This window comes from Pseudomonas sp. CK-NBRI-02 (genome assembly GCF_008124495.1).
Taxonomy (GTDB): Bacteria; Pseudomonadota; Gammaproteobacteria; order Pseudomonadales; family Pseudomonadaceae; genus Aquipseudomonas; species Aquipseudomonas guariconensis.
Genome location: NZ_VSJH01000039.1, coordinates 205221 through 220897, shown reverse-complemented (window position 1 = coordinate 220897; position 15677 = coordinate 205221). Strand labels below are relative to the sequence as shown.

Annotated in this window: 13 protein-coding genes and 1 pseudogene; 6 read left to right on the top strand and 8 right to left on the bottom strand. The window is 61.2% G+C overall.

Annotated features, from left to right (window positions below; translation table 11 throughout):
• The first annotated feature begins 50 nt into the window (after positions 1-50).
• On the top strand, positions 51-410 hold the full coding sequence (locus DQ397_RS22250; RefSeq protein WP_070576060.1) for a PilZ domain-containing protein: 360 nt from the start codon (positions 51-53) through the stop codon (positions 408-410).
• A gap of 90 nt (positions 411-500) precedes the next feature.
• Positions 501-1931 carry an exodeoxyribonuclease I gene (sbcB, locus tag DQ397_RS22245; RefSeq protein ID WP_148921627.1) on the top strand — a complete coding sequence of 477 codons (1431 nt, stop codon included), beginning with the start codon at positions 501-503 and terminating at the stop codon, positions 1929-1931.
• 70 nt (positions 1932-2001) lie between these two features.
• On the opposite strand, the gene mvaT is transcribed toward sbcB, so the two are convergent.
• Positions 2002-2379 carry a histone-like nucleoid-structuring protein MvaT gene (gene mvaT / locus DQ397_RS22240; RefSeq protein ID WP_043206401.1) on the bottom strand — a complete coding sequence of 126 codons (378 nt, stop codon included), beginning with the start codon at positions 2377-2379 and terminating at the stop codon, positions 2002-2004.
• Between the two features lie 302 nt (positions 2380-2681).
• On the opposite strand from mvaT, the gene purU reads away from it, so the two are divergent.
• Entirely contained in the window at positions 2682-3533 is an 852-nt protein-coding gene (gene purU / locus DQ397_RS22235) for a formyltetrahydrofolate deformylase (protein ID WP_043206402.1), read from the top strand.
• 145 nt (positions 3534-3678) lie between these two features.
• Here purU and DQ397_RS22225 read toward each other — a convergent pair whose 3' ends face one another.
• The 5 genes and pseudogenes from DQ397_RS22225 to DQ397_RS25095 all read right to left on the bottom strand — a co-directional run.
• The gene (locus DQ397_RS22225) at positions 3679-4671 is read right to left on the bottom strand and encodes a lysylphosphatidylglycerol synthase transmembrane domain-containing protein (protein WP_043206403.1); all 993 of its coding nucleotides are present in this window, start codon (positions 4669-4671) and stop codon (positions 3679-3681) included.
• Positions 4668-5432: a DUF2334 domain-containing protein gene (locus DQ397_RS22220; RefSeq protein WP_043206404.1), complete on the bottom strand. Its 765-nt coding sequence runs from the start codon at positions 5430-5432 to the stop codon at positions 4668-4670. The genes DQ397_RS22225 and DQ397_RS22220 overlap by 4 nt, the downstream gene beginning before the upstream one ends.
• Positions 5425-6537 (bottom strand): glycosyltransferase family 4 protein, encoded by a 1113-nt coding sequence (locus tag DQ397_RS22215; RefSeq protein WP_371906704.1) that lies wholly within the window; start codon positions 6535-6537, stop codon positions 5425-5427. The genes DQ397_RS22220 and DQ397_RS22215 overlap by 8 nt, the downstream gene beginning before the upstream one ends.
• A gap of 230 nt (positions 6538-6767) precedes the next feature.
• On the bottom strand, positions 6768-7532 hold the full coding sequence (locus DQ397_RS25100) for a methyl-accepting chemotaxis protein (RefSeq protein ID WP_371906703.1): 765 nt from the start codon (positions 7530-7532) through the stop codon (positions 6768-6770).
• Between the two features lie 90 nt (positions 7533-7622).
• Positions 7623-8642 (bottom strand): annotated as a pseudogene (locus DQ397_RS25095) (cache domain-containing protein); the annotation flags it as partial.
• A 166-nt stretch (positions 8643-8808) separates the two neighbouring features.
• Here DQ397_RS25095 and DQ397_RS22205 point away from each other — a divergent pair.
• A complete protein-coding gene (locus tag DQ397_RS22205; protein ID WP_043206407.1) occupies positions 8809-10284 on the top strand; it encodes a helicase HerA-like domain-containing protein in 1476 nt (491 codons plus the stop codon).
• 91 nt (positions 10285-10375) lie between these two features.
• Here DQ397_RS22205 and DQ397_RS22200 read toward each other — a convergent pair whose 3' ends face one another.
• Complete coding sequence (locus DQ397_RS22200) at positions 10376-11848, bottom strand: inorganic phosphate transporter (RefSeq protein WP_043206408.1); 1473 nt, start codon at positions 11846-11848, stop codon at positions 10376-10378.
• A 319-nt stretch (positions 11849-12167) separates the two neighbouring features.
• Positions 12168-12368, bottom strand: a complete 201-nt coding sequence (locus tag DQ397_RS22195) for a hypothetical protein (RefSeq protein ID WP_043206523.1) — start codon at positions 12366-12368, stop codon at positions 12168-12170.
• Between the two features lie 561 nt (positions 12369-12929).
• Here DQ397_RS22195 and pcaR point away from each other — a divergent pair.
• Together pcaR and DQ397_RS22185 are read left to right on the top strand one after the other, a co-directional pair.
• A complete protein-coding gene (gene pcaR, locus DQ397_RS22190; RefSeq protein WP_043206409.1) occupies positions 12930-13805 on the top strand; it encodes a pca regulon transcriptional regulator PcaR in 876 nt (291 codons plus the stop codon).
• Positions 13806-14127: 322 nt separating this feature from the next.
• Positions 14128-15492: an MFS transporter gene (locus DQ397_RS22185; protein WP_043206524.1), complete on the top strand. Its 1365-nt coding sequence runs from the start codon at positions 14128-14130 to the stop codon at positions 15490-15492.
• Positions 15493-15677: the final 185 nt, after the last annotated feature.

Genomic DNA, 15677 nt, shown 5'->3' with positions numbered 1-15677 from the left:
CACCGCCAGTACCTTGTCTTCCTGGCATCAGGTACGGATCGCGCCACGCCATGTTTATTCAACGCCATATAGAACGCCACCAGTTGCCTTGTGTCCTCAAGGTCTACAACCGGTTCACCGACCAGCAGATCGGCTACTTGGGCAATGCTTCGGAAGACGGCCTGATGTTGATCAGCCATCTGCCGGTACTGGTGGGGCCGGATTTCGAGTTGCAACTGCGCCTGCCGGTGGTTGGTGGCGGGGTGCAATGCATCAATCTTACCGCCAGTTGCCTGTGGTGCCGTGAGGATCAGACCCCCGGCCACTACGACGCCGGTTTCATGCTGTTGCAGCCCCCGCGCGAATACGACGACTTCGTCCGGGCTCTGCGCAACTACTTCAGCTTCCGCCCCATCAACGCCTCCGCCTGAGTCTTCGGCAACGCGCTGCAGCGAATTCGTGGGTGCGGACCGGCCTGTCAGGTCGCTAGACTCTGGTCGACCTTGTTACAGGAAGACCCCGTGAGCTCCAGCATCTTCTGGCACGACTACGAAACCACCGGCATCAATCCACGCTGCGACCGCCCGCTGCAGGTCGCAGGCGTGCGAACGGACTTTGAACTCAACGAGATCGAAGCGCCTATCAGCCTCTATTGTCGTCCAAGCGACGATATCCTGCCGCACCCGGCCGCCTGTCTGGTCACCGGCATCACGCCCGCGCAACTGGCCCGTGAGGGTCTATGCGAGGCCGAATTCATGACCCGGGTCCATGCACAACTGGCCCGCCCCGGCACTTGTGGCGCAGGCTACAACACCCTGCGTTTCGATGACGAGGTCACCCGCTACAGCCTCTACCGAAACTTCTTCGACCCCTACGCCCGAGAATGGCAGGGCGGCAACAGCCGCTGGGACCTGATCGACGTGGTGCGCACCGCCTATGCCTTGCGCCCGGAAGGCATCGTCTGGCCGCAGCAGGACGGTCGCACCAGTCTGCGCCTTGAACTGCTGAGCAAGGCCAACGGCATCGACCATGGCCACGCCCACGAAGCGCTTTCCGACGTACGGGCAACGATCGCCTTGGCTCGCCTGATTCGCCAGAAGCAACCCAAGTTATATGACTGGTTGTTCCAATTGCGCAGCAAGCACAAGGTGATGGAGCAGATCCGTCTTTTGCAGCCGCTGGTACATGTATCTGGCCGCTTCTCTGCAGAGCGTAATTATCTGGGGGTGGTATTGCCATTGGCCTGGCATCCACGTAATCGGAATGCGCTGATTGTGTGCGACCTGCACCTGGATACCTTGCCGTTATTGCAAGAGACCACAGAAACATTACGAGAATGTTTGTATACCCGGCGTGACGAATTGCCTGATGGACAATTACCCGTTCCGCTGAAGTTGGTGCACATCAATCGTTGCCCGGTCGTGGCCCCGTTGACGGTATTGCGCCCTGTCGATCAGCAGCGGCTGGGTCTGGATATGTCGCAGTTGCAACGTCGTGGGGAACAATTGGCCGAGCAACAGCATATTTGGCAGGACAAGCTCGAAGGCATTTACAGCGGCGATGAGTTCGCGCCTAGCGAGGACCCTGAGCAACAGTTGTATGATGGTTTTCTGGGAGACCGAGATCGTCGCCTCTGTGATCAAGTGCGCGCCCTTGACCCTGTGCAATTGGGACAGGGGCACTGGATGTTCGATGACTCGAGGATGTCAGAGCTGTTATTCCGTTATCGGGCAAGAAACTTCCCCGATACCTTGAGTGCCGAGGAGCGGCAGCGTTGGTTCTCGTTCTGTCAGCAGCGCTTGAGCGACCCGCGACTGGGCGCGCCGAACACGCTGGGTGACTTCGGGCAGGCTTGCCAGAGCGCCCTGGCAACGGCAGATGCTGCCGGAAGGGGAGTATTGGAGGCGTGGCAGGCACATGTTCAGCAGTTGAAGGCGCAATATCAACGCTAAGGTGCACGCCCAATAAAAACGCCGGCAATGTGCCGGCGTTTTTATTGGGCGTGTGAGAGGCAGCCAGCTGTCAGTCCAGCAGTGTTGCCCAGCCTTCAACCACATCGCCACCCCATTTGGCTTTCCATTCTTTCAGGGTCTTGTGGTTGCCGCCTTTGGTTTCGATCACTTCGCCATTGTGCGGGTTTTTGTACTGCTTGACCTTGCGAGCACGCTTGGTGCCAGTGGTCTTGACCGCACCGCGCGGAGCTTTGCTCAGTTTGGATTCTGGATCCAGCAGGGCAATCACGTCACGCAGGGACTTGGAATATTCGCCCATCAGTGCGCGCAGTTTGCCTTCGAACTCGAGTTCTTTCTTCAGTTTGTCATCTTGCGACAGGTTGGCCAGGCGGGCCTGAAGTTCCTTGATGGCTTCTTCGGTAGCGCGGTATTCGTTGATCAGGGACATGGAGTGGTCCTTAGTGCAATGTTCAAAGAGAAACAGTTCGGGCCAATAATAGACAGGCGATACTCTCAAGTAAACAATTAAAAAGGCAATAAACTGTTAATTGTCGTGGGGCAATGCAGGCATTTGGTTAAGAAAATTTTACATATCGCCCGACAAATTCATCATTTCCTACGTGGTCGGCTCAATTGGCAGCTTTGCCCCTCGCGGGCCGAGCGTGTGTGCTGTAGCGGGCAATCATTACTGCGTTTTTTCTGGCGGGCCGCTAGAATGTGCGCCTTTGCGAAGTTTCCGGAGTCTCCTTCATGCGCACCTATCGACTGGTGATTGCCTGCCCCGACCGTGTCGGCATCGTGGCAAAAGTCAGTAATTTCCTGGCCCTGTACAACGGCTGGATCAACGAAGCCAGCCACCACTCCGATGAGCAGAGCGGTTGGTTCTTCATGCGCCATGAGATCCGCGCCGAATCCCTGCCATTTGGCATCGAAGCGTTTCGCGAGGCGTTCGCGCCGATCGCCGAAGAGTTCTCCATGACCTGGCGGATCACCGACTCGGCCCAGAAGAAACGCGTGGTGCTGATGGCCAGCCGCGAATCCCACTGCCTGGCCGATCTGCTGCATCGCTGGCACACCGACGAGCTCGATTGCGAAATTCCCTGCGTGATCTCCAACCACAACGACCTGCGCAGCATGGTCGAGTGGCACGGCATCCCGTTCTTCCATGTCCCGGTCGATCCCAAGGACAAGCAACCGGCGTTCGCCGAGGTCTCGCGTCTGGTCCAGGAGCATGGGGCCGATGTCGTGGTGCTGGCGCGCTACATGCAGATCCTGCCGCCGCAGCTGTGCCAGGAATACGCCGAAAAAGTCATCAACATCCACCACAGCTTCCTGCCATCGTTCGTCGGCGCCAAGCCGTACCACCAGGCGGCGCTGCGTGGCGTGAAACTGATCGGTGCGACCTGCCACTACGTCACCGAAGAGCTGGACGCCGGTCCGATCATCGAGCAGGACGTGGTGCGTGTCACCCACGCCGACAGCATTGAAGACATGGTGCGTTTCGGTCGTGACGTGGAGAAGATGGTGCTGGCCCGCGGCCTGCGCTACCACCTGGAAGACCGTGTCTTGGTGCATGGCAACAAAACCGTGGTGTTCGACTAAGCGCCGATGGCCGATCCCCGCGACAAGGCTGCGGCGGCGTCGCCGCCCACTCTGGGCGAGGGGTGCCTCGCTCGCTTCGATCTCGAGCGCTTGAGCGAAGAGGCTGGCACCCACTTCCCGGATGCCGCCGCGCTCTGGCGCCAGCTCAACTCGCCTGACGACGCCAGCGCTCCAGCAACGGACGCGCCAACAGGCAAACGAATACCGGGCCCCCGGCGATCAGGTAGAAGTAGTAAGTGACCGCGCGCCAGATCAGGATCGCCGCCGCCGCCGTAGAGCTGCCCACCAAGGGCGTCAGCAGGCTCGCCGAGGTCAATTCGGCGGCTCCGGCTCCGCCTGGCAGCAGGCTGAACTGCCCGGCGCTGAGTGACAGGATCTGCACCAGAAAGCTTGGAATCCACGAAAGCTCCACACCCAGCCCTCGCAGAACCAGGTACAGCACGCTGTAGCGCAGGCTCCAGTGCACACAAGTCAAACTGAAAACCAGAATCAGGATGCGCTTGGGCAGGCGCCAGGTGTCCGTCAGTGCATGGACGAAACGCAACAGCTTGCGCGCCCATTGCCGTCTGCGCCGCGCCGACATGCCCAAGCGGCGTAGTAACCGGCCGTTCAGGCGCATCACCGTGCGCCGGTAGCGCAGCAACGCGAGAATCCCAAGCAGCGCCGAACACAGCAACAGGGCGCTGCCCAACAGCATGCTCTGCTGGGTATGTCCCAGGCTGTGGAACAGGGCATAGCCTGCAATCGCCAGCATCGCGCAGAAGAAGAACACCAGATCGTTCAACTGATCCATGGCGAACACCGCACCGCTGCGCGCCGGGCCGATACGCTCGCGCGCCAGCAGGGCCATGAGGGTCAATGGTCCGCCGCTGCCGCCAGGGGTGGTACAGATGGCGAATTCGGTGGCCATGACCACACCCAGGCTGCGTACCCGGCCGAGGCGTGCCCCTTGTTGGCCGAGCAGCAGCCGCAGGCGCACGGCATTGATCACCCAGCACAGCAGGATCATGCCCAGTAGCACAGCCATCAGGCTCGGGGCAAAGGCGCGTAGGCGCGCCAGCAAATCGCTGCCACCGAGCAAGGTGGGTACCAGCAACGCCAGCAGCAGTGCCAGGCCCAGCCAGCCCAGGCGGTTCATGCCTGGACCTGACGCGCCAGCCAGGCGGATTTGGTCAGGGGTTGACGTCCCTGCGCTAGCAACGTTTGCAATGTCTGCAACCAGTAGTCGCGAGAGGCCGGATGACGCATATCCACGGGATGCAGGCCAAGGCGCAGCGTGGCTGCATTGCGCCAGCGTCGCCCTTGCCAGTCGCAGATCATCCGCGAAAGCCCCCGTCGCCAAGCACTGCGGGCGCTCCACACCAAGCCGGGGGCCTGGATGGCGGTGAACTCCGGGAGGCGATAGAGGTGCTGGGGCGTGCTGGTGTAGCGCAGCGGCAACCGACGCAGGGCCTGGCGTGTGCCTTCGCTCATCAACCAGGCCGGGGCGACGAAACCGGCCACCGGCCAGCCGTGGCGGTCGAACACTTCCAAGCCGGCTTCCAGGCGCAGCAGGGCCTCGGCCTCTTCTAGCCCATAGAATTCGCCTTCATGGGTGTAGATTCGGCGCATGAAGAACTCGCGGGCGCTGCGCGGCGGGGGCCCATCATCAGCATGGAAATAGCCGTGCAGGGCCAGCTCGTCGCCCTGTGCCAAGCGTCGTTCGAGCAAGCGGCAGAAGGTCGGCGAGCGGGACAGGGGATTGCGATGATGGAAGTCCGGCACCACCAGCCATGTCATGGGCACGTTGCCCAGGCGTTCCACGGCCTGGACGAACGGCTGGTAGTCCGGCCAGGTTTCGGGCGCGACATCGTGCAGCACCAGCATCAGGCTACGCGGCGCGGCGTCTGTCTCAACCATGGGCGCGTACCTGCGGCTGGTGACCGAGCACGGCCTGGTAGTGCTCCAGCAGGCCATCGACCACATGGTCCCAGGCGTAGTGCAGTTCGACATGACGACGGGCCTGGGCTCCCAGCCGACGGACACCGGCCTCGAAGGTTTCGCGCACAGCGTTAGCCATGGCCTGGGCGTCGTTGGGTGTGCACAGGCGTCCGCAGCGTTCATCGACGATTTCACTGAAGGCGCCGGCACGTACCGCGACCACGGGCAGGGCACTGGCCATGGCCTCGAGGATAACCAGGCCGAAGGTTTCCTGATCGCCTGCATGTACCAGCAGGTCCGCACTGGCGAACAGCCGGGCGACCTCTTGAGGTGGGCAGAAATGGTCGATGACACTGACATTGTCCGGCACATTGGCGGGCATGTTCGAGCCGACCAACAATAAATGATAGTGGCGGCCCAATCGCCTCATGCAGTCGAGCAGCACCGGCAGGTTCTTCTCCCGCGAGCCACGCCCGGCGAACACCAGCAGGCGCGTGGTGTCGGGGATCCCCAGTTCGGCCCGAAGGCCCGGATCGCGGTGTTCGGGGTTGAAGGTGCACAGGTCGACGCCCAGGTGTTGCACATGCACGTCCTTGACGCCTAGCCGACACAGCTTGTCAGCCATCACTTGGCTGGGCGCCAGCACGCGGTCGAAGTTGCCGTACAGTTTGCTGACATAGGCCTCGACGTTGGGGGTGAACCAGTTGCCCATGCGGTTGCTCACCAGCAGCGGCAAGTCGGAATGGTAGAAGCCGATTACCGGTACGTCGAGCTTGCGCCGCGCTTCCAGGGCGGCCCAGGCCGTGAGGTAGGGGTCACCGACTTCGATCAGGTCAGGCTGCAGGCGCCGCAACACGTTGCACCAAGGGGCCAGGCGGACGGGAAAGCGGTAGCCGTTGCCAAAGGGCAGGGGCGGCGCCGGCACCTGGTAGATGCCATCGGCATCGGTGGCGCTGGCGCCAGGAATCAAAAGGCTGTGACGCACGCCGGGCCTGGCGTCGAGTCGGCGATGTTTGGCATCAAGATAGGTACGTACGCCGCCACTGGCCGGGGCGTAGAACATGGTGATGTCAGCGATGTGCACGATCAGCATCCCTCCGGGATCGTCTTCGGGTCTGTCATCGGGCTGCGATGAGCAGGCGATGACGCGCCTAAAGGTTGACCTTACTGAAGGATAGTTTGTTCGATCGGAGGGAGGCAGCGGTCAGCGTCAAGCTGCAGGGTGCGAGCTGCAAGCTTCAAGCTGCAAGAGTCAGCAGGCGCCCTGCCTGCTGTTCTTGCTGCTTGAAGCTCGAAGCTTGCGGCTTGAAGCTCTTAGATCCGGAAACTGCCGACCAGATGCTTGAGGCGGGTGGCTTGCTGTTCCAGGTCCGTGCAGGCGCGCAGGGTAGCCTGCAGGTTCTCGACGCCCTCCTGGTTGAGCATGTTGATTTCGTTGATGTCCATGTTGATCGAGTCGACCACGGCGGTTTGCTCCTCGGTGGCCGTAGCCACCGACTGGTTCATGCCGTCGATTTCGCCGATACGCACGGTCACGCTGTCCAGGCGCTCGCCGGCCTGGTTGGCGATCTCCACGCTGTCCTGGCTGTGGCGCTGGCTCTGACCCATGGTTTCGACCGACTCACGGGCACCGACCTGCAGCTCCTCGATCATGTTCTGCACTTGCTGTGCCGATTCCTGGGTGCGGTGGGCGAGGTTGCGTACTTCGTCGGCGACCACGGCGAAACCGCGGCCAGCCTCGCCTGCACGGGCGGCCTCGATCGCCGCGTTGAGCGCCAGCAGGTTCGTCTGTTGGGAAATGCTGGTGATCACCTCGAGAATCTGGCCGATGTTGACGGTCTTGTTGTTGAGCGTCTCGATGTGGGCGCTGGAGGTGACGATCAGGTCGGACAGGCGATTCATCGCCTCGATGTTGCGCTCCACCACTTGCTGGCCTTCTTCGGCCAGCAGGCGCGCCGAGGTGGCGTGCTGAGAGGCCTGGGCCGCGTTGCCGGCGATCTCCTGGGCAGCGGCGCCGAGCTCGTTGATGGCGGCGGCGACGCTGTTGGTGCGGTTGGCCTGCTCGTCGGAGTTTGCCATCGACGAGTTGGAGGCACTGATCACCCGCAAGGCCACTTCGTTGACTTGTTCGGTGGCCGAGGACACTTCGCGGATCGAGGCGTGGATACGCTCGACGAAGCGGTTGAACGCCGTGCCGAGGATGCCGAACTCATCGTGTTGATGGATCTGCAGGCGCTTGGTCAGGTCGCCTTCACCCTCGGCGATGTCTTCCATCGCACGGGTCATGGTGTGCAAGGGCTGCATCAGCACGCGGATCAGCAAACCCAGCAGGGCAATGATGATGACCACCGCCACGATCGTCGCTATCACCGCCGAGGTGCGGAAGGTGCTGAGCATGGCGAAGGCTTTGTCTTTATCTACCGACAGGCCGATGTACCAGTTGGCCGAAGGCAGCCCCTTGATCGGGGTGAAGGTCAGCAAGCGAGCCTGGCCGTCGGACTCGACTTCGGTCAGCTCGCCGGACAGCTTGGGTGTTTGCTGTGGGAACAGGTCCGACAGCGACTTCATCACCAAGTCTTTGTTCGGATGTACCAGGATCTTGCCTTGGTCGTTGACCAGGAAGGCGTAGCCCATGCCGCCGAAGTCCAGCGAATTGATGATGTCCACAAGGCCGTCGAGGGCCAGGTCCCCACCGACCACACCGACAGTGCTCGAGACCTTGCTGAGGATACCGATGACCATCTTGTTGGTGGTCAAGTCGATGTAGGGTTCGGTCAGCATGGCGCCACTGGCGTTCATGCCGTCCTTGTACCAGGGGCGCACGCGAGGGTCGTAGCCGTCGGGCATCTTGGAATCGGGACGCACGCTGAAGCCGCCGTCCACCTTGCCCAGGTAGACGGTGAGAAAGCTCGACAGTAGGGCTTGTTGACTCATGAAGGTTTCGGCATTGGCCGGATTCTGTGCGATGTTCTGCGACAGGTTTTCCACTAACTTGATTCGGCCATCGAACAGGTTGCGAATGTTGGTCGAGGTGGATTCGCCCATTTCAGCCAGATAACTCTCCAGGTCGGCGCGAATGGCATTACGCTGGAGATAATCGTTGTAGAGGGTGAACAGGCTGAAGGCGAGTATCACGATCAAAGACGCCGCCAAGAGAATCTTGTGGCTGAAACGTAGGCTTTTGTTCATGGCGTGGTCCGCTAAGGTTTTTATCGGGTCGTTCGCACGAAGGCAGCTTGAAAACAGTGCAACAATCACCGGAGGTCCTTTTCGGGATGTTCCTGTCTTTCAGAATGAGTAGCACCACGGGGTATCGGCCGTTATGCGGCAAAGCTTGAATAGAGGATGAAAGAAGATGTCGGATACTTCGCAAATAGTTGTGGGGGCGGGGCCTGACGGCCAGCCAGTGAGCCAAGCCATGCGACTGGCCAACCGTCATGGGCTGGTTGCCGGAGCCACAGGGACGGGCAAGACCGTGACCCTGCAACGCCTGGCCGAGGTCTTCAGCGATGCGGGAGTTGCGGTGTTCGCCGCCGACGTGAAGGGCGACCTGTGCGGCCTGGGGGCAGCCGGAGCCCCGCAGGGCAAAGTGGCCGAGCGTATCGCCGCAATGCCGTGGTTGGGCCACCGCCCTCAGGCCTATCCCGTGACCTTGTGGGATATTGCAGGGGAGTCGGGTCATCCCTTGCGAACGACACTCAGTGAAATGGGGCCTCTGTTGTTGGGCAACTTGCTGGAGCTGACCGACAGCCAGCAGGCAGCACTATACGCAGCCTTCAAGGTGGCTGACCGCGAAGGGCTATTGCTCCTGGACCTCAAGGACCTCAAGGCGCTGCTCGGGCACTTGAAGGACAACCCGCAATTGCTGGGTGAGGACAGCGCATTGATGACCACGGGCTCAACCCAGGCCCTGCTACGTCGCCTGGCGACTCTGGAGCAACAGGGGGCCGAGGCCCTGTTCGGAGAGCCGGCCCTGCAACTGGAGGATCTACTGCGCCCGGACCGCGATGGGCGAGGGCGCATCCACTTGCTCGATGCCAGCCGGTTGGTGCATGAGGCGCCGAAGGTCTACGCCACCTTCCTTTTATGGTTGTTGGCCGAGCTGTTCGAACAGTTGCCCGAGCGTGGTGATGCCGACAAACCGGTGTTGGCGTTGTTCTTCGACGAGGCGCATCTGCTGTTCAACGGCACCCCCAAGGCCCTGCAGGATCGCCTCGAGCAAGTGGTTCGACTGATCCGCTCCAAAGGCGTAGGGGTTTATTTCGTGACCCAGTCGCCAGGGGACTTGCCCGATGCGGTGCTGGCGCAGTTGGGGCTGCGTATCCAGCATGGGCTTCGTGCGTTCACCGCCAAGGAGCAGAAGTCGCTCAGGGCCGTGGCCGACGGATTCCGTCCTAACCCGGCATTCGATGCACTCGCCGTGTTGACCGAACTGGGTATCGGTGAGGCATTGGTAGGGACCCTGCAGGAGAAAGGCACGCCGGAAATGGTCCAGCGGGTACTGGTAGCGCCACCGCAGTCGCGTATCGGGCCGTTGACCGAGACCGAGCGCAAAGCGCTGGTTGCAGCCTCGCCACTGGCGGGACGTTATGACAAACCAGTCGACCGTGAATCGGCTTATGAGATGCTGACCGCTCGCAAGGGCGAGCCGGTGGAGCCCGTGCCGCAGCCCAAGGCCGATGAGGAGAGCTTCGCCGACAAGGCTGGAGAGTTTTTGCAGAGTGCTGCGGGGCAGGCGATCAAGTCGGCAGTGCGCCAGGCGGCCAATCAGTTGGGGCGCCAATTGGTGCGTGGCCTGATGGGCTCGCTGCTGGGCGGCAAACGGCGGTAGTGGCCAGTGGTGCCAGCACTCACAGGTGCTAGGCATCGTGAACCCATGAAAAAGGCGCCCGAAGGCGCCTTTTTCATGACAGCGGTATCGATCAGCCGATCGCCTTGGAGGCCAGCCAGAACAGGCCGGCGGCCAGGCCCATCGAAGCCGGCAGGGTCAGGACCCAGGCCAGCAGGATGGTCTTCACGGTGCCGCCTTGCAGGCCGCTCTTGTTGGCGACCATGGTGCCGGCGACACCCGACGACAATACGTGGGTGGTCGAGACCGGCAGGCTGAAAACGTTGGCCAAGCCGATGGCGCAGGCTGCGGTGATCTGCGCCGACATGCCCTGGGCGTAGGTCATGCCTTGCTTGCCGATCTTCTCGCCGACGGTCAGCACCACGCGCTTCCAGCCGACCATGGTGCCCAGGCCCAGGGCCAGGGCGACAGCCACGATCACCCAGAACGGTGCGTATTCGGTGGTGGCGGTCAGGTCTTTGCGCAGCTTCTCGAGGTCGGCCTTTTCACGGCTTTCCAGTCCTGGGAGCTTGCCGACCTTCTTGGCGGTGTCATCCAGGCAGAGCAGATAGCGACGGACTTCGACGCGCTTCTCCGCGCTCAGGTCGCGGTAGTCGGTGACACCATGCAGCGACGATTGCAGGGCGGCGATGGTCGGTTCGGTCTGCTGCGGATTGCAGCTGAACTGCTCCGGCAGGTCGGTCGACTTGGCCTTGCCCAGTGCCAGGAACTCGCCCAGGGTGGCGGCGTTGCGCTGGTAGAACTGGCTCATGTGCAGGGTGGCGTCGCGGGTACGCTCGATCTGGTAGGTGGTGCTGTTCAGGTCGAGGACGAACTTGGCAGGAACGATACCGATCAGGACCAGCATGATCAGGCCGATGCCTTTCTGGCCGTCGTTGGAGCCGTGCACGAAGCTGACGCCCATCGCGGAAATCACCAGCACCAGGCGATTCCAGAATGGCGGATGCTTCTTGTCGTCCAGCTTGCGGCGTTGTTCCGGTGTCTTGTGCATCTTCGACAGCGGGCGCCACCATTTGAGGCCGATCAATACCAGGGCCGCGACGGCGAAGCCGGCCATGGGCGAGATCACCAGCGACATGGCGATGTCGATCGCTTTCTGCCAGTTGACGCCATCGCCGAGGGGGATGTCGTTGAGAAGGGCATTGGCCAGGCCCACGCCCAGGATCGAGCCGATCAGGGTATGAGAGCTGGATGCGGGGATGCCGAAGTACCAGGTGCCGAGGTTCCAGGTGATGGCCGCGGCCAGCAACGAGAAGACCATGGCCAGCCCGTGTCCGGTGTTCACATTGATCAGCAGTTCGACTGGCAGCAGGTGGACGATGGCATAGGCCACCCCGACGCCGCCGAGCAGAACCCCGAGGAAGTTGAACACACCGGAGAAGAACACGGCCAGGTGCGGTGGCATGGCTTTGGTATAGATGACGGTGGCTACCGCGTTGGCGGTGTCATGAAAGCCATTGATGAACTCGAATGCGAGCACGAAGGTCAGAGCGAGCAGCAAGCTCACCAGCACCCACGCATCCAGTCCGCTGAATAAATCGATCATGAAGGTTGTCTGGCGGTCATAGGGGGGCGCGATTATGCCAGAAAACCTTGGCAATCGATGCCCCTGCAACCGATCGACGAGATGGGAAGCATCCCAGAGAAGCGGCGATTCGATGCAAGATGGGTGGGGTTTTTCACGACTAAAATCGCTAAAAAACCACAAAAAAGCAGGTAAAACCCGCAATCATGAATATGGTGGTTATTTCAAACGATCGTATGAAATTTGTGTAATTCCATTTCATCATGGCGCATCGATAAAAGGACCGCTGCGCACCACCGCGTTGAAGGCGGTGGTGCGCCGCTTCGCAAGGCACACCGGGTCAGGTGTTCTCGCTGCGCAGTTCCTTTTCCATTTTTTCCAGCTCTTGGGCGAAGACCTGGTCCTGGACAGTGGCGCGCTTGCGCCAAGGTTTGCGCTCCGGTTCCAATTGCGCGGCGTAAGTGGTCACTTCACCACCGTATACTTCCTTGTAACGTTCAGCCTGGCGCTCGAGTTCCGCGCGCAGTTCTTCTTTCGTCACAGTCATACCCGAATAGGTTGAAATTTTGCCTTGGCGTTCATCATGCAAAGTTATGCAGACGGCTACGTCGCCAAGGCGAACATGCTGTCGCAGCGACAGGATCCATGAGGTACATGGCACTTGGATTAACGGGGTAGGCCCTGAGCCCTGCACCTGACTGGCGGCGTCTCCGTGGGAACGTCGACGAATATCGTTCTGAATGAACGATCCGGCCAGCGCATTCGATTATAGCAATCGATAAGTCAATGGCCATCATTCTTTAGCGGCACGTGCCAAACATTCAAAGTTATGTAGTGGGCACAATGGCGATAATCAGACTGGCCGTGAAAGTTTGAGGTGTGCTCGTCCATGAAAGTTCGGGCGAACAACAAGAAAAACAAAAACGGCCTCGTGGGAAACGAGGCCGTTGCCTGGGACTTCTACGGTGGGTACCTGACCAGTCTCTCCAAAGAAGCCACATGTGGCAGGAGAAAGGTATAAGTAAAAGTGTCAGCGGTCAATTGCGATTATCGGCCGTTGGTTCGATAATCGCACAAGCGACCGTTTTTTTTGAGGTTCACCATGAGCGAAGAAACCCAGGACAATGCTTCCGTCAATCCGGAGCCGGGACGTACCGCAGCGCCTGCACTGGCCCCGCCGATCGTGGCCTCGCCCGCCAAACGTATCCAGGCCTTTACCGGCGACCCGGATTTCATGACTTCGCTGGCCCGTGGGCTGGCGGTCATCCAGGCCTTCCAGGAGCGCAAGCGCCACCTGACCATCGCACAGATCAGCCATCGCACCGAGATTCCCCGGGCGGCGGTGCGCCGCTGTCTGCATACCCTGATCAAACTGGGTTACGCGACCACCGATGGGCGCACCTATTCGTTGTTGCCCAAGGTCCTGACCCTGGGGCATGCGTATCTGTCCTCGACACCTCTTGCGGTCTCCGCGCAGCCTTACCTGGATCGGATCAGCGATCAGTTGCACGAAGCGGCCAACATGGCGACGCTCGAAGGTGACGACATTTTGTATATCGCCCGTTCGGCAACGGTGGAGCGGTTGATCTCGGTCGACCTTTCGGTGGGCGGCCGCTTGCCGGCCTACTGCACCTCGATGGGGCGTATCCTGCTGGCAGCACTGGACGATGCCAGTCTCTGGGAATACCTCGAACGCGCCGACCTCAAAGCCCGCACCAGTCGAACCCTGCACGATCCGGACTCACTGTTCGCCTGCATACAGCAGGTGCGCGCCCAAGGCTGGTGCGTGGTGGACCAGGAGCTGGAACAGGGCCTGCGCTCGATCGCGGTGCCGATCTACGACGCCTCGGGGCAGGTACTGGCCGCGCTCAACGTCAGTACTCACGTGGGCCGGGTGACGCGCAGCGAGTTGGAGCAGCGCTTCCTGCCGATCCTGCTGGCGGCCAGCCGCGACCTCTGCCACCAGCTATTTGGATAGCAATGCCCAGGGCCGCTTCGCGGCCCATTCACGGTCTGCATTTATCCACAGGCCGAACGGCGCCACGCGTTTCTTGTTCGATTAACGCACAGTCTCGTTTTCCATGAATTGCGCACCTGGGATGCGCTGATTAATGTCTTGCGCAACGGTCGGTTTGCCGACCGGACAATAACAACATTCGAGACGCACCCCATGAGCATTGTCCTTTCGCTGTCGCGGCCGCACCCGCCTGCAGCGTCGCCGCTTTCCGGCTGATCCACCGACGCATTCGCTTATCCTGCTCCCTGCACATCCTCCGTGTGCAGTGGCCTGCCTGCGCCTCATTTTCCGGACAACAACAAAGAATAAACCGCAAACCGCTGTCGGAAACTGCCTCGACGTCCAGTCCTTCATCAACGACCAGCCACTGTCCCGCTATCAGTGGCGGGTGGTGATCCTGTGTTTTCTGATCGTCTTCCTCGATGGCCTGGATACCGCGGCCATGGGTTTCATCGCGCCGGCCCTGTCCCAGGAGTGGGGCATCGATCGCGCAAGCCTTGGCCCGGTGATGAGCGCTGCGCTGATTGGCATGGTGTTCGGTGCCCTGGGGTCGGGGCCTTTGGCTGACCGCTTCGGGCGCAAGGGCGTGCTGGTCGGGGCGGTGCTGGTGTTCGGCGGCTTCAGCCTGGCCTCGGCCTATGCCACCGACGTCGATCAACTGCTGGTGCTGCGTTTTCTCACTGGCCTGGGGCTGGGCGCTGGTATGCCCAATGCCACCACGCTGCTCTCCGAGTACACCCCCGAGCGGCTCAAGTCATTGCTGGTCACCAGCATGTTCTGTGGCTTCAATCTGGGCATGGCAGGCGGTGGTTTCATTTCCGCCAAGCTGATCCCCGCCTACGGCTGGCATAGCCTGCTGGTGCTCGGTGGCGTGCTGCCGCTGCTGTTGGCGGTGGTGCTGCTGGTGTGGTTGCCGGAGTCCGCGCGGTTTCTGGTGGTGCGCAATCGCGGGATCGACAAGGTTCGCAAGGCCTTGGCTCCGATCGCTCCTGCCAAGGTAGCTGAGGCGGCGAGCTTCAGTGTGCCGGAACAGAAGGCGGTAGCCGCCGGCAACGTGTTCACGGTGATCTTCTCCGGCACCTATGGTCTGGGCACCGTTTTGCTCTGGCTGACCTACTTCATGGGGCTGGTCATCGTCTACCTGCTGACCAGCTGGCTGCCGACCCTGATGCGTGACAGTGGTGCCAGCATGGAGCAGGCCGCGTTCATTGGCGCCTTGTTCCAGTTCGGTGGCGTACTCAGCGCGGTTGGCGTGGGCTGGGCGATGGACCGCTTCAACCCGCACAAGGTCATTGGTCTGTTCTATCTATTGGCGGGTGTGTTCGCCTACGCAGTCGGGCAGAGCCTGGGCAACATGACTCTGCTGGCCACCCTGGTGCTGGTGGCGGGCATGTGCATTAACGGCGCGCAATCGGCCATGCCCTCGTTGGCAGCGCGGTTCTACCCCACCCAAGGGCGTGCCACCGGCGTGTCTTGGATGCTCGGCATCGGCCGGTTCGGCGCGATCCTCGGGGCCTGGAGCGGCGCGACGTTGTTGGGACTTGGCTGGAACTTCGAACAGGTGCTGACCGCGCTGCTGGTGCCAGCGGCGCTGGCCACCGTGGGTGTGGTGGTCAAAGGGCTGGTGAGCCACGCCGACGCGACCTGATCGCTCTGGGTGGAGGAGCGATTTACCCGCAGATGAGAGGGTGCACCTCACCGATGTTTCGCGGTTAAACCCGGCTCCACACAGGTGTGCCCTGCGGTCTGGGATGAATGGATAGCAGAACAACAAATAGTTCGATAATCGCACAAAAGTGCGATTATCGGATTGTAAGCACCCCGGCGTCCTCC